This window comes from Nocardia sp. NBC_00403 (assembly GCF_036046055.1).
In the GTDB taxonomy this organism is placed as follows: Bacteria; Actinomycetota; Actinomycetes; order Mycobacteriales; family Mycobacteriaceae; genus Nocardia.
Map to the genome: position 1 here is coordinate 6,881,753 of NZ_CP107939.1, position 22,376 is coordinate 6,904,128.

Annotated in this window: 25 protein-coding genes; 11 read left to right on the top strand and 14 right to left on the bottom strand. The window is 67.3% G+C overall.

The features are described from left to right. The first annotated feature begins 35 nt into the window (after positions 1-35). Both OHQ90_RS30775 and OHQ90_RS30780 read left to right on the top strand, forming a co-directional pair. Complete coding sequence (locus OHQ90_RS30775; protein WP_328413196.1) at positions 36-587, top strand: DUF3000 domain-containing protein; 552 nt, start codon at positions 36-38, stop codon at positions 585-587. A gap of 22 nt (positions 588-609) precedes the next feature. Next, positions 610-1,893, top strand: a complete 1,284-nt coding sequence (locus OHQ90_RS30780) for a ribonuclease D (RefSeq protein WP_328403452.1) — start codon at positions 610-612, stop codon at positions 1,891-1,893. Between the two features lie 57 nt (positions 1,894-1,950). Here the strand turns inward: OHQ90_RS30780 and OHQ90_RS30785 are convergent, their stop codons facing one another. Further along, positions 1,951-2,367, bottom strand: coding sequence for an SRPBCC family protein (locus OHQ90_RS30785; protein ID WP_328403454.1), 417 nt, complete (start codon positions 2,365-2,367; stop codon positions 1,951-1,953). A gap of 102 nt (positions 2,368-2,469) precedes the next feature. Here OHQ90_RS30785 and OHQ90_RS30790 point away from each other — a divergent pair, with 102 nt between their 5' ends. After that, positions 2,470-3,060: a CGNR zinc finger domain-containing protein gene (locus OHQ90_RS30790; protein ID WP_328403456.1), complete on the top strand. Its 591-nt coding sequence runs from the start codon at positions 2,470-2,472 to the stop codon at positions 3,058-3,060. 618 nt (positions 3,061-3,678) lie between these two features. Here the strand turns inward: OHQ90_RS30790 and dxs are convergent. Further along, positions 3,679-5,574, bottom strand: a complete 1,896-nt coding sequence (gene dxs, locus OHQ90_RS30795; protein ID WP_328403457.1) for a 1-deoxy-D-xylulose-5-phosphate synthase — start codon at positions 5,572-5,574, stop codon at positions 3,679-3,681. 279 nt (positions 5,575-5,853) lie between these two features. On the opposite strand from dxs, the gene glsA reads away from it, so the two are divergent. From glsA to OHQ90_RS30810, 3 genes are all read left to right on the top strand, one after another. Beyond that, positions 5,854-7,719: a glutaminase A gene (glsA, locus tag OHQ90_RS30800; protein ID WP_442941215.1), complete on the top strand. Its 1,866-nt coding sequence runs from the start codon at positions 5,854-5,856 to the stop codon at positions 7,717-7,719. A gap of 80 nt (positions 7,720-7,799) precedes the next feature. Further along, complete coding sequence (locus OHQ90_RS30805) at positions 7,800-8,486, top strand: SIMPL domain-containing protein (protein WP_328403459.1); 687 nt, start codon at positions 7,800-7,802, stop codon at positions 8,484-8,486. A 195-nt stretch (positions 8,487-8,681) separates the two neighbouring features. Further along, positions 8,682-9,485: an enoyl-CoA hydratase gene (locus tag OHQ90_RS30810; RefSeq protein ID WP_328403461.1), complete on the top strand. Its 804-nt coding sequence runs from the start codon at positions 8,682-8,684 to the stop codon at positions 9,483-9,485. Between the two features lie 4 nt (positions 9,486-9,489). Here the strand turns inward: OHQ90_RS30810 and OHQ90_RS30815 are convergent, their stop codons facing one another. From OHQ90_RS30815 to OHQ90_RS30830, 4 genes are read right to left on the bottom strand one after another with little or no spacing between them, the layout of a single operon-like run. Beyond that, positions 9,490-9,621 (bottom strand): hypothetical protein, encoded by a 132-nt coding sequence (locus OHQ90_RS30815; RefSeq protein WP_328403463.1) that lies wholly within the window; start codon positions 9,619-9,621, stop codon positions 9,490-9,492. A 28-nt stretch (positions 9,622-9,649) separates the two neighbouring features. Continuing rightward, on the bottom strand, positions 9,650-9,781 hold the full coding sequence (locus tag OHQ90_RS30820) for a hypothetical protein (protein ID WP_328403465.1): 132 nt from the start codon (positions 9,779-9,781) through the stop codon (positions 9,650-9,652). A gap of 30 nt (positions 9,782-9,811) precedes the next feature. Beyond that, positions 9,812-11,200 carry a class I SAM-dependent RNA methyltransferase gene (locus OHQ90_RS30825; RefSeq protein ID WP_328403467.1) on the bottom strand — a complete coding sequence of 463 codons (1,389 nt, stop codon included), beginning with the start codon at positions 11,198-11,200 and terminating at the stop codon, positions 9,812-9,814. Further along, on the bottom strand, positions 11,197-13,188 hold the full coding sequence (locus OHQ90_RS30830; RefSeq protein ID WP_328403469.1) for an APC family permease: 1,992 nt from the start codon (positions 13,186-13,188) through the stop codon (positions 11,197-11,199). The genes OHQ90_RS30825 and OHQ90_RS30830 overlap by 4 nt, the downstream gene beginning before the upstream one ends. A gap of 237 nt (positions 13,189-13,425) precedes the next feature. Here OHQ90_RS30830 and OHQ90_RS30835 point away from each other — a divergent pair, with 237 nt between their 5' ends. Beyond that, complete coding sequence (locus OHQ90_RS30835; protein WP_328403471.1) at positions 13,426-14,091, top strand: potassium channel family protein; 666 nt, start codon at positions 13,426-13,428, stop codon at positions 14,089-14,091. 2 nt (positions 14,092-14,093) lie between these two features. Further along, the gene (locus OHQ90_RS30840) at positions 14,094-14,765 is read left to right on the top strand and encodes a potassium channel family protein (RefSeq protein WP_328403473.1); all 672 of its coding nucleotides are present in this window, start codon (positions 14,094-14,096) and stop codon (positions 14,763-14,765) included. A gap of 40 nt (positions 14,766-14,805) precedes the next feature. Here the strand turns inward: OHQ90_RS30840 and OHQ90_RS30845 are convergent, their stop codons facing one another. From OHQ90_RS30845 to OHQ90_RS30855, 3 genes are all read right to left on the bottom strand, one after another. After that, a complete protein-coding gene (locus tag OHQ90_RS30845; RefSeq protein WP_328403475.1) occupies positions 14,806-15,438 on the bottom strand; it encodes a sigma-70 family RNA polymerase sigma factor in 633 nt (210 codons plus the stop codon). A gap of 244 nt (positions 15,439-15,682) precedes the next feature. Next, on the bottom strand, positions 15,683-16,465 hold the full coding sequence (locus OHQ90_RS30850) for a DUF3159 domain-containing protein (RefSeq protein ID WP_328403477.1): 783 nt from the start codon (positions 16,463-16,465) through the stop codon (positions 15,683-15,685). 3 nt (positions 16,466-16,468) lie between these two features. Next, complete coding sequence (locus tag OHQ90_RS30855; protein WP_328403479.1) at positions 16,469-16,846, bottom strand: OB-fold nucleic acid binding domain-containing protein; 378 nt, start codon at positions 16,844-16,846, stop codon at positions 16,469-16,471. A 129-nt stretch (positions 16,847-16,975) separates the two neighbouring features. Here OHQ90_RS30855 and OHQ90_RS30860 point away from each other — a divergent pair, with 129 nt between their 5' ends. Beyond that, positions 16,976-17,671 (top strand): alpha/beta fold hydrolase, encoded by a 696-nt coding sequence (locus OHQ90_RS30860; RefSeq protein WP_328403481.1) that lies wholly within the window; start codon positions 16,976-16,978, stop codon positions 17,669-17,671. Between the two features lie 218 nt (positions 17,672-17,889). Here OHQ90_RS30860 and OHQ90_RS30865 read toward each other — a convergent pair whose 3' ends face one another. Both OHQ90_RS30865 and dut read right to left on the bottom strand, forming a co-directional pair. Then, complete coding sequence (locus OHQ90_RS30865) at positions 17,890-18,843, bottom strand: DUF3710 domain-containing protein (RefSeq protein WP_328413200.1); 954 nt, start codon at positions 18,841-18,843, stop codon at positions 17,890-17,892. A gap of 5 nt (positions 18,844-18,848) precedes the next feature. Then, a complete protein-coding gene (gene dut, locus OHQ90_RS30870; RefSeq protein ID WP_328403483.1) occupies positions 18,849-19,346 on the bottom strand; it encodes a dUTP diphosphatase in 498 nt (165 codons plus the stop codon). A gap of 52 nt (positions 19,347-19,398) precedes the next feature. Here dut and OHQ90_RS30875 point away from each other — a divergent pair, with 52 nt between their 5' ends. Next, entirely contained in the window at positions 19,399-19,932 is a 534-nt protein-coding gene (locus OHQ90_RS30875; RefSeq protein WP_328403485.1) for a DUF3093 domain-containing protein, read from the top strand. A gap of 19 nt (positions 19,933-19,951) precedes the next feature. Here OHQ90_RS30875 and OHQ90_RS30880 read toward each other — a convergent pair whose 3' ends face one another. Both OHQ90_RS30880 and OHQ90_RS30885 read right to left on the bottom strand, forming a co-directional pair. Further along, positions 19,952-20,254 (bottom strand): DUF4193 domain-containing protein, encoded by a 303-nt coding sequence (locus OHQ90_RS30880; RefSeq protein ID WP_062988999.1) that lies wholly within the window; start codon positions 20,252-20,254, stop codon positions 19,952-19,954. Between the two features lie 126 nt (positions 20,255-20,380). Then, a complete protein-coding gene (locus OHQ90_RS30885) occupies positions 20,381-20,647 on the bottom strand; it encodes a hypothetical protein (protein ID WP_328403489.1) in 267 nt (88 codons plus the stop codon). Between OHQ90_RS30885 and cei the strand changes: the two genes are divergently transcribed. After that, positions 20,631-21,311 (top strand): envelope integrity protein Cei, encoded by a 681-nt coding sequence (gene cei / locus OHQ90_RS30890; RefSeq protein ID WP_328403491.1) that lies wholly within the window; start codon positions 20,631-20,633, stop codon positions 21,309-21,311. The genes OHQ90_RS30885 and cei overlap by 17 nt on opposite strands. A gap of 60 nt (positions 21,312-21,371) precedes the next feature. On the opposite strand, the gene OHQ90_RS30895 is transcribed toward cei, so the two are convergent. Next, positions 21,372-22,289, bottom strand: a complete 918-nt coding sequence (locus OHQ90_RS30895; protein WP_328403493.1) for an inositol monophosphatase family protein — start codon at positions 22,287-22,289, stop codon at positions 21,372-21,374. Positions 22,290-22,376 lie beyond the last annotated feature (87 nt).

A 22,376-nucleotide genomic window follows, 5' to 3' on the forward strand; every position in this document is an offset into this window, starting at 1 on the left:
ATGAGCCAGCTCAATTTCGTGCCGCGGTCGAGGCGATGGCCACCGCTACCGTGCACCCTCGGATCGAGCTGGCACCGATCCGCCCGCCGCAACGCCTGGCCCCCTATTCGTACGCGCTCGGCGCCGAAGTCAAACACCCCGAAACCGCTGTCGTGCCAGTCGATTCCGAGGGCGATGCGTTCGGCAGGCTGATCCTCCTACACGATCCGGACGGCGACGACGCATGGCACGGCACCTTCCGTCTGGTCGCCTATATCCAGGCCGACATCGACGGCGCGCTGGCCACCGACCCGCTGTTGCCGGAGGTCGCCTGGAGTTGGCTGGTGGACGCTCTCGAAACGCGCAACGAGCCGTTCACGGCCCTGGGCGGCACCGTCACCTCGACGAGTTCGGTGCGCTACGGCGACATCGCCGGGCCGCCACGGGCGCACCAATTGGAGCTGCGCGCATCGTGGACTGCGGTCACCACCGACATGCGGCCACACGTGGAAGCGTTCTGCGAAGTGCTCGCCTACGCGGCCGGGCTGCCGCCCGCCGGGATCACCCATCTGCGGCCAGAGTCCTATACCAGCAACGACCACATCTAACCGCCACGTAAAGTTCAAGTTTATGCCGGTAGCAGACGAGTCCGACCAGGGCAGCACAGCGGAAGACAACGCAGCGGAGCCGCTGCTGGTCCCCGCGGCGGGTGTTCCACCCGTACTGGCTACCGCACGCGAGATCGCCGATGCCGCTGCCCGCCTTGCCGGGGGCACCGGTCCGCTGGCTGTCGACGCCGAACGTGCGTCCGGTTTCCGATATTCGGCCCGGGCTTACCTGATCCAACTGCGCCGCGCCGGAGCGGGCAGCTTCCTCGTCGACCCGATTCCGGTGACCGATGAGCTCGCCCCGCTGGCCGAGGCGATCAACGATCTCGAATGGGTACTGCATTCGGCGGACCAGGACCTGCCGGGTCTCGCCGAACTCGGTCTGCATCCCGCGCGGCTGTTCGACACCGAATTGGGTGGCAGGCTGGCCGGTTTCGAACGCGTCGGGCTCGCGGCGATGGTCGAGAAGCTGCTCGGCAGGGCGCTGCGCAAGGGCCATGGCGCGGCCGACTGGTCCACGAGGCCGCTGCCCGACGAGTGGCTGAACTACGCCGCGCTCGATGTCGAGCTGCTACTGGAACTGCGCGACGAAGTCGCGAAAGCACTCGACGAACAGGGCAAGACAGATTGGGCCGCACAGGAATTCGAGCACGTTCGCAGCACCGAGCCCGGCGCGCCGAAGGCCGATCGGTGGCGGCGTACCTCCGGTATCCACCAACTGCGCCGCACCAGGCAGCTGGCGATCGTGCGCGAACTGTGGAACACCAGGGACGGGTTGGCGCGATCCCGCGACGTCGCGCCCGCGCGCATCCTCCCGGACTCCGCGATCGTTTCCGCCGCGACCACCGAGCCGCGCACCATCGCCCAGCTGCGGGCGCTGCCGGTCTTCGGCGGGCCACGGCAGCGGCGGTACTCCCGAGAGTGGCTCGGCGCCGTCGACCGCGGTCGGACGCTGCCCGACAGTGAGCTGCCGCCACTGACCCAGCCCTTCGACGGGCCGCCTCCGGTGAACCGGTGGGAACGCCGGGATGCCGCTGCGGCCGCCCGGCTGACCAGGGCGCGTGCCGAGATGGGTGAGCTGTCCACCGAACATGCCATTCCGGTGGAGAATCTGCTCTCCCCCGACCTGGTGCGGCGCCTGTGCTGGGACGGGCTGCCGGATTACGACCGTATCCCGGATTCACCCGCCGACCTGGCGGCGGCCATCGACGGATTCCTCAAGTCGGGCGGGGCGCGGCCGTGGCAGCGGGAGCTGGCGGTACCTCGGCTGACGGCAGCGCTGACTCCGGAAACGCGCGACGCTTAACGCCCGTTCCTGGATCTGCGCCACACCATTGGCCTGCCGGGCGAGACGCGGAACAAGTCAGGATTTGGCGGTGACCGCGCCTTCGACGGTTTCCTTGAAGACCCGCAAACCTTCGTCCATGCCCACACCGAACGCGACCGCGAGTTCGTCGGGCAGCACGTCGTGGATCCAGACGAACCGGCTGCCGTTGTCGTGCGGGAAGACCTGCATCGACGCATTGTTGTGCACCGGCGCGACACTGTCGCCGACGATGGAGTACACGAATCGGTGCTCCGCCTCGTCCAACGCGATCAGACGCTCACGCAGCACCGTTCCGTTCACGAACGTGGCCACCCGAACGCCGGGATCATCGAGCCGGCACTCGGTGACGTAACCGGGCGCCATGCGAATCGGGCCCTGGCCGAAATCGCGGATGATCGCCCATACGTCGTCGACGGGGGCCTCGACAACGATCTCCTTCTTGATCGATCCCATGGCGAACTCTCCTGTGTGTGGTGGCCTGAAGCCCAGTAACTGGTGTTAAAGGAACGGTAGTTAGCTAACCTCCTATCGTCAATGGTTAGTTATCATGTAGCCATGCCCGCCAGAGCCGAGACCACGGCCGCCGATGACCGCACGCCCGCCGTGATGCGTCGACTAGTGGAATTCGTCAACACCCGCCGCGCCGACGGCGACGCCATCGGCACCCCGGACCAGCTGGCCACCTGGCTGCACGATCACGCACTACTGCCCCGCGACACCGCCGTCACCGCCCACGAACGCGACCGCGCGGCCCGAGTCCGAGAAGGACTGCGCGCCATGCTCGCCCAGAACAATGCCGACCCTGTGAGCAGCCCACGACCCGACGGACTCGACCCCACAGCACATGCCGAGCTGTCGGCCATGACCGCAGAACTCCCCCTGACACTCGACGTCACCAGCACGCCCCCGACCCTGGTGCCCGCCACCCACGGATCGGTCGACACCGCCCTGGCCACCCTTCTCGCCGACATCGCCACTGCCGTCGCCGCGGGCACCTGGTCCCGCCTCAAAACCTGCCGCGAACCAAGCTGCCGCTGGGCCTTCTACGACCACTCCCGCAACCGCGGCCGCACCTGGTGCTCGATGAACGTCTGCGGCAATCGCGTGAAAGTCCGCGCCTCCCATCGCCGCAACTCCGCGCGATAGCATCCGACCCCACTCCCGCCGAGCGGGCATGGCCGCCGCAAACATCGAGATCGGCCCTGCCATGTTCCACTCGCCGCAATCAGCGGCCGACCGCTAGCGGATCGGCTCGAGGCCGAAGTCGAACGCCGCGTCCAGCCAGCCGGATGTCAGGACTCGCTGGACTACTGTGTCGGCGGTGATCCGGATCCGATGGGTCCACTTACCGGGAGGTCTCGTCGACGCTGCTGACGAGCGGATCTCACACCAGCTGCCGCAGAGTGAGCATGAGGGCGTCTTGCGGCTTGCTCTTCTATCGGGGCGGCGGCCACAACCACGCGAATTTCCGGTCGGCACCGAAAGACACCTGAGACTTCGTGATCACGGTGGTCACCCCGCCCAGTCCCTCGATGCGCGGCGCCAGTATCCGACGCGATCGCCAACGTCATTCCCCACCAGGACCTTCGAGTTCTGTTCACTCATACCTACGCACCGGACGGCTGTTCGGTTCCCATCGGGACCTGCCAAGTTCTCTCGGCGTTCGGTGAGTGGCACACAGCCGCGGCACATCGCGAGTGGTACTCACGATGACGTGCCACTCACCTCATGTTGGGACAGCGCCCAGGCAGGTTACCGCCGCGGTCAGCGGGCGTCGAGCCAACCCGTGATGCGGCGGGCGATGTCGGGGGCCGTCAGGCCCAATTCCTCATGGATCTGGTTGCGCGAGGCATGGTCCAGGAAGTGTTGGGGGACACCGAGATCGCGGGTCGGCACGTCCAGGCCCGCGCCGCGGAGGCGGGCGGAGATGGTGGAGCCGATGCCGCCGTGCAGGCCGCCGTCTTCGAGAGTGACCAGAAGGCGATAGTTTTCGGCGAGTTTGACAATGGTGTCGGACACCGGGAGAACCCAGCGCGGATCGATGACGGTGATCGAAATACCTTCTGGTTGTAGCAGATCCGCTACTTGCAGTGCCAGTTCGGCGAAGGGGCCCACGGCGACGAGGAGGACGTCACCACGCTGGGTCTGAGCGGAGCCGCCGTCCTGCTCGGGCAGGCGAAGCACGTCGACGCCCTCGAGGCGTTCGACGGCCGAAATATCTTCGACGACGCTGCCCTTCGGGAAGCGGATGGCGGTCGGGCCGTCACTGATGGCCAGCGCCTCGGCGAGTTCTTCGCGCAGGGTGCCCGCATCGCGCGGGGCGGCCACGCGGATACCGGGGATGATGCCCAGCACCGAGAGGTCCCACATGCCGTTGTGGCTGGCGCCGTCGTTTCCGGTGATGCCCGCGCGGTCGAGCACCACGGTGACCGGCTGCTTCAGCAGGGCGACATCCATCAGCAGCTGATCGAAGGCGCGGTTGAGGAAGGTGGAGTAGATGGCGACCACCGGGTGCATGCCGCCGAGCGCGAGACCCGCGGCGGAGGCCATGGCGTGCTGCTCGGCGATACCGACGTCGAACATCCGGTCCGGGAAACGCTCACCGAATGCCGAAAGGCCGGTCGGCCCGGGCATGGCGGCGGTGATGGCGACGATGTCGTCGCGGCGTTCCGCGTGCGCGATCAACTCCTCGGAGAACACCGCGGTCCAGCCGGGCGCCTTGGCGCCGAGCGGCCGGCCCGTCAGCGGGTCGATCGGATCGCACGCATGCATCTGATCGGCTTCGTGGTTCTCGGCGTGTGAGTACCCGCGGCCCTTTTGCGTCACCACATGGACGACGACCGGACCGCCGAAATCCTTCGCCCTGCGCAGGGCTGCTTCCAGCGCGACACCGTCGTGGCCGTCGACCGGGCCGACGTACTTGAGTCCGATATCACTGAACAGCTCCTGCGGGCTGACGGCGTCTTTGATCCCGGCCTTCACCGCGTGCACCATCGAGTACGCGGATTCGCCGACGCGCGGGATGCTCTTGAGGATCCGCTTACCCGCATCCAGCGCGTGCTCGTAGGCAGGCTGGGTGCGCAGCGCGGTCAGCCGGTCGGCGAGGCCGCCGATGGTGGGCGCGTAGGAGCGGCCGTTGTCGTTGACCACCACGACCACCGGACGATCGGGAGCTCCGGCAATGTTGTTGAGCGCCTCCCAGCACATGCCGCCGGTGAGCGCGCCGTCACCGACGACCGCGACCACATGCCGATCCTGGCCGGTCAGCGCGAACGCTTTCGCGAGGCCATCGGCGTACGACAGCGACGCCGAGGCGTGCGAAGACTCCACCCAGTCGTGCACGCTCTCGGCCCGACTCGGGTAGCCGGACAGCCCGCCCCGCGTCCGCAGCGAATCGAACTGGTCCTTGCGGCCGGTCAGGATCTTGTGCACATAGGCCTGATGCCCGGTGTCGAAGATCAACGGATCGGCCGGCGAGTCGAAGACCCGATGCAGGGCGATGGTCAGTTCCACCACACCGAGATTGGGTCCGAGGTGACCGCCGGTCGCCGCGACCTTCTCGACCAGGAACTCGCGAATCTCCGCCGCAAGCTCCCGCAGCTCGGCCACGTTCAGCCGGCGCAGGTCTTCGGGTGCATCGACCCGGGAAAGCACTCCCACCTGAACTCGCTCCCTCCGGATAGTGCATCTGATCCGAACAGTCTACGGAGCCGCGGTGGCGTCCCCGCACGACGACGGCACGTCACCTGCCGACATGGCGCTGAAATGTGAGTCTCCACACGAATCACCGGACGAAAAGCACCTGTCCGGAGAAACGAGAGCGGGCGAACATCCGACCGCGGCGCGGCGCGGCGACCGGAGAAAATCCCTCCGAAGACACGCGCTCAGCGGACGAAGGATCGACCACGGCACATACGCTACCGCGCCTACAGTGATCGTGTGGCCGAGCCCGAACAGAAGGTTCCGCAGGCGGTCGAACCCGGCGTCGTGGCACGCCTGGTCGCCGATGTGTACCAGCTCTACCGCGCCGACGAATCCGGCGCACTGGCCGACTACATTCCGGAACTCGCTGCGGTCCAACCCGATTCGTTCGCAGTGTGCCTGGCCACCGCGGACGGCCGGTTCTACGGCGCAGGCGATGTCGCTACCATGTTCACCATCCAATCCATCTCCAAACCGTTCACCTATGCGCTCGCCCTGGCCGACCAGGGCCCCGCCGCGGTCGCCGAGCGCATCGACGTGGAACCCTCCGGCGAGGCGTTCAACGAGATCAGCCTGGACCCGGTGACCGAGCGACCGCGTAATCCGATGATCAATGCGGGCGCCATCACCGCCGCGTCCCTGGTCACCGGTGACGATCCCATCGACAAGTTCGAACGCATCCGGCGCTGCTACTCCCGATTCGCCGGACGCGAGCTGACGATGAACGAGGCGGTCTACGCCTCCGAGGCGCGCACCGGCTTCCGCAATCGCGCCATCGGCTACATGCTGCGTTCCTTCGGCATCATCGACTCCGATCCGGACGAGGCAGTCGATCGGTATTTCCGGCAGTGCTCGATCGATGTCACCTGCCGCGACCTCGCGCTGATGGCTGCGACGTTGGCCAATAACGGTCTCAACCCGGTGACGCGCGAGCGCGCATTGTCGGTCGCGCTGACCGAGCAGGTGCTCAGCGTGATGACCACCTGCGGCATGTACAACGCCGCAGGTGACTGGGTGACCACCGTAGGGCTGCCGGCGAAGAGCGGTGTCGGCGGCGGGATACTCGCGGTGCTGCCCGGTCAGATCGGGATCGCCGTCTACTCCCCTCGGCTGGACGAGCACGGCAACAGCGTGCGCGGCGTCGCCGCCTGCCGTGCGCTGTCGAAACGACTGGAACTGCACTTCCTGCACGTGACGCGATCCGGGCGCACCGCGATCCGGGCTGCGTATTCGGTGGCCGAGGCGCCCTCGCGGCTGCGGCGCACCACCGAGGAGATAGCGGTGCTCGCCGAGCACGGTGACCGCGCTCGCGTGTACGAACTGCACGGCGACCTACTGTTCGCGGGCGCGGAACGTGCCGTGCGGGCCATCGAGGAGCAGTCGGGCGAGTTGGCGGCGCTGGTTCTCGACCTGCGCCGGGTGGGCGAGGTGAGCGAGATCGCGGTGCACATGCTCGACGAACTGCAGAACGAACTCGCCGCGGCGGGCTGCCGCGTCGCCATCGTCGATCCCGACGGCAAGATGGGTCACCTGGTCTCGAGCCTGGTTCCGAACGACCCGCGCGGACGCGTCTTCATCGACCGCGACACCGCCACCGAATGGTGCGAGGACATCGTGCTCGACCGCCACCGGCCCGCTGACGAACCGGCGTGCACCTCCATTCCGATCGAGGACCATCCCGCGCTCGCCGCACCGAGCCCTGATGACCGGGCGCGGCTGGCAAAGGATTTCGAGGTGCGCACCATCGCCCGCGGTGAAGTGATCGCGCGCCGCGGCAGCGCCCGCTCGGGCCTGTACCTGATCCTGGAGGGACGGGTGCGGATCACCTTCGAGGGCGCCGACGGGCACACGCACCGGTTGGTGTCGCTGTCGGCCGGGATGTCGTTCGGCGAGATCCCGATGCTGGTCGGCACACCGTTCGTCAACGAAGCCCGCGCGGAGAGCGGGGTGCGGGTCGCGGTGCTGAGCCCGGAACGGTTCGATGTGCTCACCGAGAAGGCGCCCGAGCTGAAACTTGCCCTGCTCGAGCGCCTGGCCGCAGGCGCGTACGCGCAAATGGACGCCGCTGTACGCGCGATCGCGGTCCGCGGTGGCGACTATTGAGTCAGGCGGGCGGGGACATTTGCGTGTTATCGGCCGTTGAGCCCTGCGAGACCACGATCCCACCGAGTCAGGAGAGCGCCGTGAGCAAAAAGAAATCCGACGAAGCCGCCGCGGGCACGGTGACCACCTTCGGGACCGGCAGCGCCCGCGCCACTCCCGACCTCATGCGCGTGACCATCTCGATCGAAACGCGGGCGAGCAAGGTCGCGCTCGCGTACGGGCAGGCCGGTGAGCGGGTCGCCGCCGTCACCGATTCGCTACGCTCGGACGGGGTTTCGGGAGCCGACATCGCTACGAGCGGCCTGTCGGTGCGCACCGAGACCGTCTGGACCGAAGGTGGCGGTTCGAAGATCACCGGCTATCTCGCAACGACCGACCTGACCGTGGCGCTGCGCGATATCGGCGAGAACGCCGATCCCGGACCGGCCACCATCATCGCCAACGCCGTCGATGCGGGCGGCGACGATGTCCGGTTGGGCGGCCTCACCCTGACCTTCGCCAACCAGGAAAGCCTGCTCACCCAGGCGCGCGATGCAGCATGGGACAACGCGCTCGCCAAGGCCGAACAATATGCCGCCCGCGCGGGCCGCACGCTCGGGCCGGTGCTCGAAATCACCGAGAACACCACCTCGGCACCGCCGGCATACCCCCGCATCCAAGCGATGTCCGCGCCCATGGACGCCGCTTACAGCGCCGCTCCGGTACCGGTCGAGCTCGGCGAATCCGAAATCAGTGCTGCCATCCGTGCCACCTGGCAGCTCGACTAGACCGTGACCGAACCGATCGGCGGCCACGAGAAGCTCGACGCCCACCGGTTGGACGCGGTGCGGCGGCGAGATATCCGAGGCGGCAACGTATTCCGGGAACCCGGTCGGTCGGTCGGATTTGCCACGGCACGGCGAGGTTCTCGCCTATATTGAAGAATCGGTGGCCACCGTCAGGGCTGCCGGTGAGGATTTCGCATGTCGTTCGTGCTCATCGATAAACCGCGCCCACACGTCGCCCTGGTGACGCTGAACCGGCCGGACCGGATGAATGCGATGGCCTTCGATGTGATGATTCCGCTGCGTGAGGCGCTGGAGGAGGTCAGTGCCGACAACGACGTGCGGGTCGTGGTGCTCACAGGAGCAGGGGACGGTTTCTGTTCCGGCGCAGATCTACAGAGTGCGGGGAAGGTGCCCAATACCGAGGGGCTGACCGTCACCAGCGTCGCGCGGCGCTCGATGGATCTGCTGAACGACGTGATGATCACCCTGCGGCGCATGAACCAACCGGTCATCGGTGCGATCAACGGCGCGGCGATCGGTGGTGGCTTCTGCCTGAGTGTCGCCACCGACATCCGGATCGCGGGCGCGGACGCCTACTTCCGGGCGGCGGGGATCAATAATGGGCTCACGTCCGCGGAACTGGGCATCAGCTACCTGCTGCCCCGTGCCATCGGCTCCTCCCGCGCGTTCGAGATCATGCTGTCCGGACGCGACGTCGATGCCGCCGAGGCCGAGCGCATCGGCCTGGTCTCCCGCACCGTGCCCACCGCGAAACTCCTGGAAACCTGCTACGACCTGGCCGAGCGGATCATCAGCTTCAGTCGGGTCGGCACCGAGCTCACCAAACGGATGCTGTGGAGCGGCATGGAAGCGGGCAGTTTCGAATCCCAGATGCAGCACGAGGGCATGGCGCAGCTCTACGTCCGCCTCACCACCGGCAATTTCGACGAAGCCATCCGCGCGCGCCGCGACCGCCGCCCGCCCAGCTACGAAGACTGACCGCCTACGACCGGTGCCCGAGACCTTTCACCAGCAAGGTCACCGTATCCGCGCCGACCTGCCGGTCTTCGGAGATCTTCAGGTACTCCGGTGACTGCGCCCACTCCTCCGAACGCCGGCTCGTCGGGGAAGGCACCACCTTCTCCAGATCCGATTGCCCTCGATCACCTGCGGGTTCTCGTCGGCAGAAGCAGCGTGCCCGAGTATCGAACGAAAATCTCCGTTAAGTGCGCCTGATAGCGGTCATAGGCGGCACGATCGGAGAACTTCAGCTGTGCGACGACGTCCACGGTCATGGGCGCGACTCTATGCCGCCGACCGTACGATCAACGCTCCAACAGCGCAAGACATTCGACATGGTGGGTGGCCGGGAACGCGTCGAAGGCCCGCAGTCGGGTGAGCTGGTAGCCCGCCGACTGGTACAGCCCGAGGTCGCGGGCGAAAGCGGCCGGGTCGCAGCCGATGTGGATGATGCGGGCAGGATCGTGCTCGGTCAGTGCCGAGACAATTTCCTTGCCCGCGCCGGTGCGCGGCGGGTCGAGCACCACCACTTCCGGTGCGGCACTGCCCTGTTCGGTCAGCCAGCGCTCGACCCGGTCCGCGCGCAGATCCACCCATGGCAGGTCCAGCAGGGCCGCGTTGCCGTCGGCTACAGCGGTGCGGGCGGATTCCGCGGCGAGCACCGATCCGTCCGGACCGACCTGTTCGGCGAGCCGGGCGGCGAAAACCCCGGCGCCGCTGTACAGATCCCAGGCGAGATCGCCGGAACCGAGTCCGGACCACTCGGCCACAATGTCCGAATAGCATTGCGCGGCACCATGATGCGCCTGCCAGAAGCCGGTCGCCGATAGTTCCCAGCGACGGCCGGCCACGTACTCGACCGTGCGCCCGCTGCCGTCCAGCACCGACTCCTCGCGTGGCGCATGTGTCGCCGCGCGACGCGCCGATGCGCTGCGCCGTTCGCTCGCCTGCGCCTCGCCATTGCGCAGCGCCCGCCGGTCGGGTCGCCCGCTGTCGCGCCTGCCACGGCGCTCACCGCCACGGTCGTTGCTCCGTGGCCGCTCGCTGCCGCGCCGGTCATCTCCGCGACCACCCGCCGAAACCGGTACCGGCACCTCGAGTTCGACGATATGCCGCACCCCGTCGCCGTCTACCGCGATCACCAGATCCGCGCCGGGCGTCCAGGATTGCTCCGCCACCCCCTCCAACGCGCCGGGAACCGGTTGCGGGCAGCGCAGATCGGCGATCACGTCGGTGCTGCGCAGCCGATGCACTCCGGCCCGGCCCTGCGCATCCACCACCAATCGAACCCTGGTGCGCCAACCACCGATCTCGTCGGCGGATCCGGTGATCGGCTCCACCGTGATCTCCCGCTCGACGCCGGCGATCCGACGCAACTGCTCGGCGACGACCATCGCCTTCAATTCCCGCTGCGCTGCCGGTGTGGCAAAGGAGAAGTCGCAGCACCCCGCACCGCCCGGTCCCGACACCGGGCAGGTCGCAGTAACCCGATCCGGTGACGCTTCGAGAATATCGATTGCGTCGGCCCGGCAGAACGAACCGCCGCGGTCCTCGGTAACCCGGACCCGTACCAGCTCACCGGGCAGTCCGTGCCGGACGAAAACCACTCGCCCGTCGTGGCGGGCCACACAGAAGCCGCCGTGTCCCGGCGGGCCGAGCCGCACCTCGAAGGTGGTGTTGCGCCAGTCGGTCATCCGGTCCTGTCCTCGTACCCACGTCGCACCGCACCCGGCGCGTTGATCACGCCTGCTTGCCGGGCCCGGGTGGAGGAACTCAGCTGCCACGGCACGCTCGTTACCATCACCCCCGGCTCGAAAAGCAGCCTGCCCTTGAGCCGCAACGCGCTCTGGTTGTGCAACACCTGTTCCCACCAGTGCCCGACCACGTACTCCGGAATGAACACCGTCACCACATCACGCGGCGAATCCTTGCGCACCCGCTTCACGTAATCGAGCACCGGTTTGGTGATTTCGCGGTACGGCGATTCGATCACCTTGAGCGGCACATTGATATCGCTCTGCTCCCATTCGCGGACCAACCCCCTGGTGTCGGCTTCGTCGACGTTCACCGTCACCGCCTCCAGGGTGTCCGGGCGGGTGGCACGGGCATAGGCCAGCGCCCTACGGGTCGGCAGGTGCAGTCTGGACACCAGCACGATCGAATGCGAGCGGCTGGGCAGCACACCGTCCCACTCGTGTTCGTCGAGCTCGCGCGAGACCGAGTCGTAGTGGCGGCGAATCATTTTCATCACCACGAAGATCGCGACCATGGTGAAGATCGCGATGTAGGCCCCCGCGAAGAACTTCGTGATGAGCACGATGACCAACACCGCGCCGGTCGCAGTGAGCCCGATCGCGTTGATCACCCGTGAGCGCTTCATCCTGGCGCGCTGCGTCGGATCGGTTTCGGTGCGCAGCAAGCGCGTCCAGTGCCGCAGCATGCCCGTCTGGCTGAGCACGAACGACACGAAAACGCCCACGATGTAGAGCTGGATCAACTTGGTCACCTCGGCGCCGAACAGCACGACGAAGGCGATGGCGGCACCGGAGAGGAACAGAATGCCGTTGCTGAAGGCGAGCCGGTCGCCACGGGTGTGCAGCTGCCGGGGCAGGTAGCGGTCTTGCGCCAGAATCGAGCCGAGCACCGGGAATCCGTTGAACGCCGTATTGGCGGCGAGCACGAGGATCAGCGCCGTCACACTGGTGATGAAGAAGAAGCCGAGCGGGAACCCGTGGAACACCGTCTCGGCGAGCTGCGCGATGAGCGTCTTCTGATGGTAGTCGGCAGGCGCACCGGACAGATCGGACGCGTTGTGCGCGTATACGATCCCGATCTTCTGGGCCAGGATGATAATGCCCATCAACAGCACGATCGCGATGCTGCCGAGCATCAGCAGGGTGGTTGCGGCATTGCGCGACTTCGGTTTCCGGAAGGCGGGCACCCCGTTGCTGATCGCCTCGACACCGGTGAGCGCGGCACAACCGGAGGAGAACGAGCGCGCGATCAGGAAGGCGAAGGCCAGACCGTAGAGGTGCTCCTCCTCGGCGTTGAGCTGGAAGCCCGCCGATTCCGCCTGTAGGTCGTCACCGAGGACGAAGATTCGGAACAGCCCCCACGCGAGCATCGCGAACATGCCGATGATGAACGCATAGGTCGGAATCGCGAACGCGGTGCCCGACTCGCGCACGCCGCGCAGGTTGATCGCGGTCAGCACGGCAATGGCGACCACGGCGAACAGCACCTTGTGTGTATCCACGAACGGGATCGCCGACCCGATATTGGAGGCCGCGGAAGAAATCGACACCGCGACAGTGAGCACATAGTCGACCAGCAGTGCGCTGCCGACGGTGAGCCCGGCATTGGGGCCGAGATTGGTGGTGGCAACCTCGTAGTCACCGCCGCCGGACGGATAGGCGTGCACGTTCTGCCGGTAGCTGGCCACCACCACGGCCATGACGAAGGCGACCGCGAGTCCGACCCACGGGGCGTACACGTAGGCCGAAATTCCGGCCACCGACAGGGTCAGAAAGATTTCCTCTGGCGCGTACGCGACCGACGACATGGCATCGGAGGCGAACACAGGGAGCGCGATTCGCTTCGGCAGCAGGGTGTGGCCCAGCGAATCGCTACGGAAAGGCCTACCCAGCAGCACCCGTTTCGCTGCCGTCGTCAACTTGGACACTGGAGCGAGCATAGATCCCCGAACGGTTGATCGCGCCTGGGGGCGGCCCGCGTCGCAGGTTTGACTTCCGGTCAGAGGGGGAAAGTGGGCCATGGACGCACTCGGCGGGTACGGTTTTGCCGAAGACAAGCAGACCGAACGGCACGAACGGCTGCATCGCCTTCGCTCGGCTCGACGCCACAGGCGTCGACGGACCTTGTCCGGCTGTTGGATCGTTTCCAGGAACGAGGTTGCACGGTGTACGTAGTGATCATGGGGTGCGGGCGCGTGGGTTCGTCGCTGGCACGCGCCCTGGTCCGGGTAGGTCACGAGGTCACGGTGATCGACCGGGACCCGAGCGCCTTCCTGCGCCTCGGCGAGGACTTCCCGGGGGAACAGGTCGTCGGCGTCGGTTTCGACAGGGACGTGCTGATTCGCTCCGGAATAGAGCGTGCGGACGCGTTCGCCGCAGTGTCCTCCGGCGACAACTCCAACATCATCTCGGCGCGCGTTGCTCGCGAAACCTTCGGCGTCGAGCGCGTCGTCGCCCGCATCTACGATGCGAAACGCGCCGCGGTCTACGAACGTCTCGGTATTCCGACGATCGCCACGGTGCCCTGGACGACCGACCGGTTCCTGACTGCGCTCATCGGCGACAGCGGCACCACCACATGGCGCGACCCCACCGGCACCGTCGCCGTCGCCCAGCTGACGCTGCACGAAGAGTGGTACGGCCGCACGGTGCGCGACCTGGAACGCGCGGTCGGCGCGCGGGTGGCGTTCATCATCCGATTCGGTCAAGGACTGTTGCCCGAAAGCAAGACCATGGTTCAGGCCGACGACATCGTCTACGTCGCCGCCACCTCCGGCAGTGTCGGCGAGGCCGTCGCATTGGCCGGTAAGCCCCCAGCAAGCGAGGACTGAACATGAAAGTGGCGATCGCCGGAGCCGGCGCCGTGGGCCGATCGATAGCCAGGGAGCTCCTGCGCGGCGGCCACCGCGTGATGCTGCTCGAACGTCAGCTCGACCACATCGATCCGACCGCCATCCCGGACGCTGTGTGGGTGCATGCCGATGCCTGTGAGCTCGCGCTGCTCGAGGACGCGGGGCTGGAGACCTACGAGGTCGTCATCGCCGCCACCGGCGACGACAAGGCAAATCTGGTGCATGCCCTGCTCGCCAAGACCGAGTTCGGAGTGCGCCGCGTGGTGGCCAGGGTCAACGACCCGCGCAACGAGTGGCTCTTCGATCCCTCCTGGGGCGTCGATGTCGCCGTGTCGACGCCACGGCTGCTCGCCTCGCTGGTCGAGGAGGCGGTGTCGGTCGGCGACCTGGTCCGGCTGATGACGCTGCGGCAGGGTCAGGCCAATCTCGTCGAGATCACCCTGCCCGCCGACACCGCGCTGGCAGGCAAGCCGGTGCGCACACTCACCCTGCCGCGCGACGCCGCCCTGGTGACGATCCTGCGGGGCGGCCGAGTGATCGTGCCGCAGCCCGACGACCCGTTCGAGGGCGACGACGAGCTGCTGTTCGTGACCTCCGTGGAGGCCGAAGAAGATCTGCGGGTGGCGCTGGCCCACCACGGCATCAAGCCATAACACCCCGATACGGCCGGATGCCGACGCGGATCCGGCCGTGTCAGGCGGCGGCGAGCTCGGCGCGCAGCTTGTTGAGCGCGCGGTGCTGCATCACCCGAACCACGCCGGGGCTGGTGCCGATCGCCTCCGCGGTCTGCGCGGCGCTCCAGCCGAGCACAATCCGCATCACCAGCACCTCGCGGTGCGCGGGCGCCAGGATCTTCATCAATTCCCTTGTCACGTCGCGACGTTCGGATGCCAACGCCCATTCCTCCGGGCCCGCCGCGGTCGAGACGGTGTCCGGCACGTCGGCCATCGGGTAGCTCGGGTGCATCTGCGAACGCCGGAACGCGTCGGCGACCTTGTTCGCCGCGATCCCGTACACGAAGGCCAGGAACGACTTTCCCTGATCCCGGTAGCGCGGGATGGCGTTGACGGTAGCCATCAGGATTTCCTGCACTACATCGTCGGCGGTGACGTGCAGGTGTGAGGTATTGCCGAGGCGCGCACCGCAATATCGGCGAACCAGCGGATGGACCAGGCGCACGATCTCGGTGACGGCCTGTCGGTCGCCTGCCGCGGCGGGTCCGATGAAAGTGTCGAGCTCCGCGGAAATTCGGCGGCTCTCCGAGAGTGCCGGGTTGTTGTGGCTGCGGGTCTTCGACAGTGCCGCAATGTTGTGCTCGGTAGCCATCTTCCGAGTCCTTTCGCCGATGTTGCGCTTTTTTGTCTCGCAACGATCGTCTGATGAACTCGGCGTTACAACCAGTAACCCCAGGGTGGGTACTGCCCACCTCCGCGGTGCGTGTTAGCGCACCCCGGCGTGAATCCTCCGGACTCCGGGGCGATATCCCCGGTCTCCACGGGACCGCGACAGTCGCGAAACCCCCAGGTCCGTGCGGCCGCGTGAATTTCTCGGGCCGCTCCGCGGCAGGTCCTCAGGCAGCTTCGGCAGTAGTCGCACGACGGACCGGCATGTGCCCGGCCCGGCGCACCGCCCACACGGTGACGGCCAGTGCGACCGCCGTCAGCGGCCACCCCATCGCAATGCGGGCCGCGGCAAGCCAGCCGGTGTGGTCGGAGTCGTAGAGCTGCGACTGCACGAGGTAGCGGGCCGCGAACACCAGCACCCAGGTAGTGGTCGCGACGTCGTAGAGGCGCACCACACGCCGATCGGTCCGCCAGTCGGAGCCATGCCCGTTCAACACACCCCAGATGACGCCCACCAACGGCCAGCGCACCAGCATCGACACCAGGAAGACGCCTGCATAGACGAGGCTGGTGTAGATGCCGAACAGGAAGAAGCCTTTTGCTTCACCCATACGGTAGGCAATGAACGCGCAGATGCCGACACCGAGGAAACCGGAGATGGCAGGTTGAATCGGGCTGCGTCGTATCAGCCGCCAGATGAGAATCGCGGCGGCCACGCCAAGGGCCGCCCAGATCGCCGCGGCGAGGCCGGCGAAGGTGTTCACGGGGACGAACACGAGGACCGGCAGCGTCGAATAGATCAGGCCGCTGAAACCGCCCAACTGCTCGAGCAGGGTCTGCTCGACCGTGTCCGCTGTCTCGTCGAGCGCTTGCGCGGGATCTGCCTGCCGGTGCCGACCGGAATCGACCGCGGTGCGCCGTGCGTCCTCCACCACCGCTCCGGGTTCGGCGGGCTCACGCATCCCGGTATCGATCGACTTGTCGGCGGCGTTCTCGTTGCTCGATGGCATACGTCAGCTGTTCCCGCGCAATTCGTAGTAGGGGTTGTAGATCACCTTGCGGCCGTCGCGGTCGCCGACCCGGCCACGGACCAGGATGCGCCGGCCCGGCTCGATCCCGGGAATGCGCCTGCGCCCGATCCACACCAAGGTGATGGCGTCGGTGCCGTCGAAGAATTCTGCCTGAACACTGGCGCCCGCGGACTTCGGACACGCCTCGACACTCCGTAGTCGGCCGAGCATGGTGGCTTCGTCACCACGCTGACACTCCGATGCCCGACACGCTCCCGAGGCATCTGCTGTCTCGGCAAGTTCTTCGGCGTCCAACCGATCGAGGTCCTCGGTCAGTCTGCGGCCCAAACGGCGAAAATAACCTGAGGCAGCGGATGGCATTGCACGCTCTCCTGCATGGAGCAAGACGGCGTGGGTTGCACGCCATCGTGGTTTTCCGGTAACGACCGGCTATTGGCCGTATACCCGCCACTGTAGATGGGCAACCCTGCCCCCGCTACGCTCGGTCCGATGTTCGAGACCCCCTCTCCCGCGGTTGTCGTCGCGCTGCCGGGCACCGGATCCGACGCCGACTTCGCGCGCCGCGCATTCGAACCTGCCTGCGTAGCCCGTAAAACCCCGTTCCTGGCTGTCGAACCGGACCCGGGCGCCGTGGTCGCATCGTGCCGGGCTGCATTGGACGCCGCGGCCCGCTCCGGACCGGTGCTGGTGACGGGAATCTCCCTCGGCGCCGCGATTGCCGTGGAATGGGCGGCCGAGCACCCCGATGCCGTTGTCGGCGTGGTGGCGGCGCTGCCCGCGTGGACCGGATCCGACACTGCCGCATGCCCCGCCGCGCTGAGCGCCGCCGCGACGGCCGCACAGTTGCGGGCCGACGGTCTGGACGCGGTGATCGAGCGGATGCGGGCCAGCAGCCCACGCTGGCTGGCCGATGCGCTCACCCGGTCCTGGCGCGCCCAGTGGCCGCGGCTGCCCGACGCACTCGAGGAAGCCGCCGACTACAAGTGGCCGGGCACCGAGCGTCTCGCCACTCTCGACGCCCCGGTCGCCCTGGTCACCGCGATCGACGATCCGGTGCACCCGCTCGCGGTCGCCGAGGAATGGGCCGCACTGATCCCTCGCTCCACGCTGATCCGGATCACCCTCGCCGAGCTGGGCGCAGATCCGGCGATCCTCGGGAAGACCGGGCTGGCCGCATTCAGCTGAGACGCTGAAGCCGCGGTTTACCACGAGGGAGCGAACCCTACGCGCGACGTTCGCTTCGCCCCACCGGGAGGGAGCGAGTCTTACGAGCGACGTTCGCGGCCGGCTCGCGTCCGAGCGGCCGAAGCGCATGCGACGAAGTCGCGAGTCTCGGCCGCTCGGACGCGAGCCTTCGGGGCCGCGAACACGCAGCGCCGCAGGCGCTGCAAATCCAACACAGATCAGTTCAAGCCGAGCTGCTGCATCGCGGACCCGTCGGCGCCACGACGCGGTTCCTGCGGCATCCGCGGCGGGATCACTGTGGCGGGCGTGGCCTGGGCCGCGGCTTGGGCTGCCGCTGCTTGCTGCTGCGCCTCCACCTGCTGCTGATGTGCGGCCGCGAGCTGCTCGGCCAGTTCCTGCGGCAGCACCACGGCGAGGGGTTCACGCACCGGCATCGGGTCGTCGCCGCGGCGAATCACGGTCTCGCTGAGGATGGCTCGCGCGGCCGTGACCAGCGGTCCGCCCGCGTCGGCGGCGCCTGCCGGGCCCGCGGCGACGAGACGGACCATCCAGCGAGGCCCGTCGACTCCGATGAACCGGAGGTCGGCACCCTCGGTGATGGCGAGCAGCTCGCGGCCCCACGGTCCGGTCTCGACTGCGACCCTGGCGCCGTCCTTGCGTAATGATTCGGCGAGATCGGCTGCCACCGTGCGCCATTGGCCTGCCGACTTCGGCGCAGCGTAGGCCGCGACGGTGATTCGGCCGTGTTCGGTGGCCAGGTGCACCGCCTGCGGGGTGCCGTCGGGGGTCATCTCGACCTGCAGCTGGCCGCCCGGCGGCACCGGCAGGATCACCGATCCGAGGTCGAGGCGCTGGTCGGCCACATCCTCGAGCAGCTCGGCGACGTCGTTGTAGTCGTAGGGGCCGGACTTCGGCGCGTCGGTGTCATCGTCGTAATCGGCGTCGTCATAGTCGTCGTAGTCGGCCGCAGCGTACGCGGCCGGGACGTAATCGGCTGGGATGATGGGGTTTTCGTCGGTGATGGGCTCATCAACTGGAATGATGGGATTTTCGTCGGTGATGGGCTCATCGTCGTAACCCGGCTGCGCGTACTCGGCGTCGAAGTATTCGGGCGCCTCGTCGTACAGCTCATCGGCATACCGGTCGTCGGACTTCTTCTTCCTTCCGAACATTGCTGTCATGCCTCCTTACCGGCCGAGCCCGCCCCATCGGCCTGCGCGGTCAGACTCGCGTGACCGCCGCTCGAGCCGTATCCGCCCGCGCCGCGCGCGGTGTCGTCGAGCGTGTCGACCTCGACGAAATCGACCAGCTCCACTCGTTGCACGAGCAGCTGCGCGATCCGGTCGCCGCGCCGCAGCTCGATCGGGGTGCGCAGGTCGTGATTGACCAGGCACACCTTGATTTCACCGCGATACCCCGCGTCGACCGTGCCGGGGGTATTGACCACCGACAGCCCGGTTTTGGCCGCGAGGCCCGACCGGGGATGGATGAGGCCGACGGTGCCGACCGGTAGCGCAACAGCGACGCCGGTGCCGACCAGCACCCGCTCGCCCGGCTCCAGGATGACGTCTTCCGTGGTGCACAGATCCACGCCCGCGTCACCGTCATGGGCGCGCACGGGCATGGGGATGCCGGGATCAAGCCGCAGCAAGGGTATGGGTGAAAGTGCGTTCACGTTGATCGAGCCTACGCGTAAGCCGCTGACCACCGTGACTTAGTGTTGAGTCGTGTCGGACCAGCCCAATCCCGCGACGACGGACCACGAAAACGACAGCCAGCACCCCTACCGCGAACGCCTGTGGGTGCCGCTGTGGTGGTGGCCGGTGGCCTTCGCCATCACCGGGCTGCTTGCCGCCGAAATTCATATGGGCGCGCCCGGAGTCCGGGCGTGGCTGCCGTATGTGGCGCTGTTCCCGGTGCCGGTGTGGGTGCTGTTGTGGCTGAGCCGCCATCGGGTAGAGGTCGCGCCGGATTCAACCGGCACGCCGGAGCTGCGCGTCGATCGCGCACATCTGCCCGCGACCTTCGTGGCACGCGCGGCAGCTGTTGCGCCGACAGCGAAAAGCGCGGCGCTGGGTCGCCAGCTCGACCCGGCCGCCTATGTACAACATCGGCCGTGGATCGGACCGATGGTTGTCCTCGTGCTCGACGACCCGGACGATCCGACGCCGTACTGGCTGGTCAGTACGCGACGGCCCGAACGGGTCCTTGCCGCGCTTGGCATACCTGGCACAGAGCCTGGCGTGCCGAGCGCGGGCTGACCTCGATCTCGCTGCGAGATCAGGCGGCGCAGTCCATGCAAATCAACTGACCGCCGCTTTCACTGGCCAGCCTGCTCCGGTGATGAACCAGGAAACAGCTGGAACAGGTGAACTCATCGGCCTGCTTCGGGATCACTCGAACCGTCAGCACTTCCTCGGACAGGTCCGCGCCGGGAAGCTCGAACGACTCCGCGGTATCGGATTCGTCGATATCCACGACGGCGGACTGTGCCTCGTTGCGACGAGCCTTCAGCTCCTCCAGCGAATCTTCCGACACTTCGTCGGTTTCGGTGCGCCTCGGTGCGTCATAGTCGGTTGCCATGTCGTCTTCCCCTCGTCCTTACTCCGTATATCCCGGACCGGCCGCATCAGTCACGATTCCTCTCGGAATCGCGCTGACCCGCACCGCCCCGCCGGTGGTGCACATCACACGTGCACCGGTCGCCTATCAGGTCGGACCCATTCGATCCATCACTGATAGCGTTTGGTGAACGCAGGACATGCCCTGCTTGTTCCCGCGACCGACCACCATTTTCGCCGCCAGTGATTCGATCTGGGCCGCCAGACAATAGCGGACCGCGCGGCAAAAGTCGCAATCAAAACACAGACGAGTCGAAACCGACGACGAATCGACACCATTTGTCGAACTCGCCGAGACCTTGCGCACCGTCACCGAGACAATTTCGTACAGTGTGCTCGTGGTTTCACTGATCACCGAAGGCAGCGCAACGGATCAACGGGGTCAACCCTTCCTCCGACGGCGTAATCAGCCATGGCTCATCCTGGTCGGCGTGTTGGTGCTGATCTGCACAGTTGTGTGGGTCAGGGCTCTGACGACCGAGGACGACAGCGGCACGGCCATGTCGTGCAACTCTCCGAGCCCGGCAACCGACGCGAAAGCGCCGCCACCTGCGCCCTTAGGGCAGCGGCAAGGATCGTCGCGGCTGCAGGACGTCGATCCGGCGCCGCTGGCCTCGTCGAAGGTCCGGGTGCTCAATGCCAACAACAAGAGCGGGCAGGCCTCGCACATCGCCACGGCGCTCGGCGATCTCGGCTTTGCGAGCGCGCCCGGGCAGCAATTCGGTAACGATCAGATATACGTCAACGGTGACCTCGAATGCACCGGCCAGATCCGCTTCGGTGTGAACGGTCGCCCGGCCGCCGCCTCCGTGCAGCTGGTCGCGCCGTGTGCCGAGCTGATCGAGGATCAGCGTGGTGACGAGACCGTGGATCTGGTGCTCGGATCGGTGTTCGGTGAGTCACTGCGGCCGAGCACCGATGCCGAGGAGGTGCTGCGTTCGCTGAAGAACCCGGCGCCGGGTGGGTCGCCGTCGATCGACGGCACGCTGCTCGCCGCCGCACGACAGAGCCGCTGCTGAACCACGCGTCCCGGGCTCGGTGCTGAACCGTTCAGCACCGAGCCTGCCGCACCGGGTCCGCTAGGCGTCCGGGATCGGGTCGGTTGCGCCGACCCGATCGAGCAGCTCGATCAACTCATCGGCGATTCCCGGTGCCGCGGCGGCCACCAGATCGCCTGCCGCGCCGGGGTTGATAGCCGGTGGCAGGACGAGCCGCGCGCCCGCCTCCGCGGCGATCAGGGCCCCGGCCGCCCAGTCCCACGCATTGAGCCCGTGCTCGTAGTAGGCATCGACACGGCCGGACGCAACCAGGCACAAATCCAGGGCCGCCGCACCGAACCGCCGGATATCCCGAATGTTCGGCAGCACCTCGGCGACCAATGCGGCCTGCCTGGCACGCCGGTGGGTGCCATAGGCGAATCCGGTGGCCACCAATGCCAGCGACATCGACTCGACCGGCGTGCAGCGCAAGTGTTCGACGGTGCCGTCGGCATCCTCCCGCGCCGCGCCGAGACCGAGTCCGGCGCTGTAGGTCGATGCCCGCGCGACATCGACAACCGCGCCCGCGACGGGCCGTCCGCCGCGAACCGCGGCGACCGACACGGCATAGCCCGGAATGCCGTACAGAAAGTTGACGGTGCCGTCGATCGGGTCGACCACCCAGTAGATCGTGTCCTCGGCGCCACCTGCCAGGCTGCCGCCGCCTTCCTCACCGAGGATCGGGTCACCGGGACGCAGGTCGGCGAGCAGCTCGCGGATCAGTTCCTCGGTCTCGGTGTCCACGACGGTCACCGGGTCGGTGGGATGTCCTTTCGTCTGCACGTCACCTGCGACGCGCGCACCGTCCGGACCGAAGACTTCGGGACGGCGCGCCCGGACATGTGCGGCAGCGGTCTGCGCGAGATAGACGGCGATCCGGCGCAGCTCGGCCTCGTCGCCCGAGGGCGTCGAAGGGGCTTCAACAGTGACTGGCGACGTGGTTTTCAGCACGACCTCCATCGCATCACAGATCCTCGCCGAACGCGCAGCAGCGCACGCCATTACTCTTGTCGTGCACGACACAGCGCCGTCGTCGGGCACAAGCTC

What these genes read in the sequence shown, in the direction of transcription:
- OHQ90_RS30775 (WP_328413196.1), top strand. Translation starts at nt 36, where the DNA reads ATGGCCACCGCTACCGTGCACCCTCGGATCGAGCTGGCACCGATCCGC.
- OHQ90_RS30840 (WP_328403473.1), top strand. Translation starts at nt 14,094, where the DNA reads ATGAAAGTGGCGATCGCCGGAGCCGGCGCCGTGGGCCGATCGATAGCC.
- OHQ90_RS30810 (WP_328403461.1), top strand. Translation starts at nt 8,682, where the DNA reads ATGTCGTTCGTGCTCATCGATAAACCGCGCCCACACGTCGCCCTGGTG.
- OHQ90_RS30780 (WP_328403452.1), top strand. Translation starts at nt 610, where the DNA reads ATGCCGGTAGCAGACGAGTCCGACCAGGGCAGCACAGCGGAAGACAAC.
- OHQ90_RS30855 (WP_328403479.1), bottom strand. Translation starts at nt 16,846, where the DNA reads ATGCCATCCGCTGCCTCAGGTTATTTTCGCCGTTTGGGCCGCAGACTG.
- OHQ90_RS30845 (WP_328403475.1), bottom strand. Translation starts at nt 15,438, where the DNA reads ATGGCTACCGAGCACAACATTGCGGCACTGTCGAAGACCCGCAGCCAC.
- OHQ90_RS30790 (WP_328403456.1), top strand. Translation starts at nt 2,470, where the DNA reads ATGCCCGCCAGAGCCGAGACCACGGCCGCCGATGACCGCACGCCCGCC.
- OHQ90_RS30865 (WP_328413200.1), bottom strand. Translation starts at nt 18,843, where the DNA reads ATGTTCGGAAGGAAGAAGAAGTCCGACGACCGGTATGCCGATGAGCTG.
- OHQ90_RS30825 (WP_328403467.1), bottom strand. Translation starts at nt 11,200, where the DNA reads ATGACCGACTGGCGCAACACCACCTTCGAGGTGCGGCTCGGCCCGCCG.
- OHQ90_RS30820 (WP_328403465.1), bottom strand. Translation starts at nt 9,781, where the DNA reads ATGACCGTGGACGTCGTCGCACAGCTGAAGTTCTCCGATCGTGCCGCC.
- OHQ90_RS30880 (WP_062988999.1), bottom strand. Translation starts at nt 20,254, where the DNA reads ATGGCAACCGACTATGACGCACCGAGGCGCACCGAAACCGACGAAGTG.
- OHQ90_RS30860 (WP_328403481.1), top strand. Translation starts at nt 16,976, where the DNA reads ATGTTCGAGACCCCCTCTCCCGCGGTTGTCGTCGCGCTGCCGGGCACC.
- OHQ90_RS30850 (WP_328403477.1), bottom strand. Translation starts at nt 16,465, where the DNA reads ATGCCATCGAGCAACGAGAACGCCGCCGACAAGTCGATCGATACCGGG.
- OHQ90_RS30895 (WP_328403493.1), bottom strand. Translation starts at nt 22,289, where the DNA reads ATGGAGGTCGTGCTGAAAACCACGTCGCCAGTCACTGTTGAAGCCCCT.
- OHQ90_RS30785 (WP_328403454.1), bottom strand. Translation starts at nt 2,367, where the DNA reads ATGGGATCGATCAAGAAGGAGATCGTTGTCGAGGCCCCCGTCGACGAC.